This window comes from Bacillus sp. JJ1609 (assembly GCF_036967045.1).
Taxonomy (GTDB): Bacteria; Bacillota; Bacilli; order Bacillales; family Cytobacillaceae; genus Mesobacillus.
In genome coordinates, this window is the sequence record NZ_JBALSS010000047.1 from 1 (window position 1) to 1,533 (window position 1,533).

At 37.0% G+C, this 1,533-nt stretch carries 2 protein-coding genes; one reads left to right on the top strand and one right to left on the bottom strand.

Annotated features, from left to right (window positions below):
* Positions 1-299 precede the first annotated feature (299 nt).
* Positions 300-527: a hypothetical protein gene (locus V7654_RS23075; RefSeq protein WP_335376657.1), complete on the bottom strand. Its 228-nt coding sequence runs from the start codon at positions 525-527 to the stop codon at positions 300-302.
* A gap of 144 nt (positions 528-671) precedes the next feature.
* On the opposite strand from V7654_RS23075, the gene pdaB reads away from it, so the two are divergent.
* On the top strand, positions 672-1,424 hold the full coding sequence (gene pdaB, locus V7654_RS23080; RefSeq protein ID WP_335433218.1) for a polysaccharide deacetylase family sporulation protein PdaB: 753 nt from the start codon (positions 672-674) through the stop codon (positions 1,422-1,424).
* The last annotated feature ends 109 nt before the right edge of the window (positions 1,425-1,533 follow it).

The following is a 1,533-nucleotide window of genomic DNA, read 5'->3' on the forward strand; positions in this document are numbered from 1 at the left end:
TAAAGTTAAAACGTTGGCTAGTGATCATCTATATAATAGAAGTCACTATAAAATATTGTTTGTTGACGCTTGTTTGTTTAGTTTTCAAAGAGCAATTTTATTATTCTGCCGCCCAGAAGCGACTTTCATAATATATCATGTGTTCAACTTAATGTCAATCACATTTTTTATTAATTTAACCGCTGTTCAATCGATTTTTTGATTAGCTCAGCAGCGACGTTTATTAATATATCAGGATAACTCATTTGCGTCAACCATATTTCTAAAAAAAATATAAAGAAGCTATTGAGGATATGTAATTAGCCTTTATACATGCTTTTCTTCGCTGGCATATATTTAAGACATTCCTTGGGAGAAGCTATTCTTTTAAAGAGTGAAAACAGGATTTGATACCTTTCTTTCATCGATCTCTTCACTACATGGTCAATCCGATCATCCTTTAAGTCGAAAAGGATTTCGTCCATTTCTCTTTTGATTAAGTATTCAAGTTCTTTTAGTTCTTTTTCATTGATCAGAACACCAAGCATACATACACTCCTGTTCATTTTCTCATAGTGATTGTAGTGTTATCTTTTTTGGGGATTTTTATAATCTTATTTTTTATTATCATATCTTTTGAAAATAAGAATAAAAATTAGACAAGGAGTGCATTGGACGAGGTGGTGAGAAAAATGAATTTCTTTTTTGTATTAAATGCAAAATCGATTAAACAGATTTTAGTCATCATGATTGCTGCTTTTTTCACAGCATGGTTCTTTTACATGGAAAATATGATCCAAATACCCGCATTCTCAGCGAAAGATGAACCGAAAGCTATTTATAAAGGCGAAAAGGATTTAGCCTTGACCTTTAACATTGGCTGGGGGGACGAAAAGGCTGAACCTATTCTGGACATCTTAAAGAAAGAAAAGGCAACAGCTGTAACTTTCTTTTTATCTGGGTCCTGGGCTGAAAGGCACCCTGACCTGGTTAGCAGAATGGTAAAAGAGGGCTATGAAATTGGGATGCTTGGTTATGACTACAAGGATTATACCGAGCTGGAGGATGATAAAATCCGCCGCGACATTATGAAAGCACAGGAAGCATTCAAGAAACTCAATGTTAAAAACATTGAATTACTGAGAGCTCCGACAGGACATTTCGACCAGCGCACTTTAAAAATTGCAGAACGTCTTGGCTACACAGTTGTCCATTGGAGCCTTGATACGAAGGACTGGACCAATCCGGGCACTGCCGTTATTGCTGAAAATGCTGCTAAGGCAAAAAAAGGTGACATTCTTTTAATGCACGCATCCGATTCAGCCAAACAAACAGCAGATGCACTTCCGCTTGTGTTAAAGGACATTCGGGGGAAAAATTTAAAAATGGTCACTGTTTCTGAAATGATTGCGAACGGAGACTCTAAATCAGCTGAAATAAAATAACCGTCCAATTAAGCATGGGACGGTCACTTTGTCGACAAAGGTATAGTTCACCGATCAGTTATAGAAACCCTGTTGATTGGAGTGGAAGGTGCGCAGACTCCTGCGGGCT

Excerpts from the sequence above, each read along its gene's own strand:
- V7654_RS23075 (WP_335376657.1), bottom strand. The coding sequence starts at position 527 with ATGCTTGGTGTTCTGATCAATGAAAAAGAACTAAAAGAACTTGAATAC.
- pdaB (WP_335433218.1), top strand. The coding sequence starts at position 672 with ATGAATTTCTTTTTTGTATTAAATGCAAAATCGATTAAACAGATTTTA.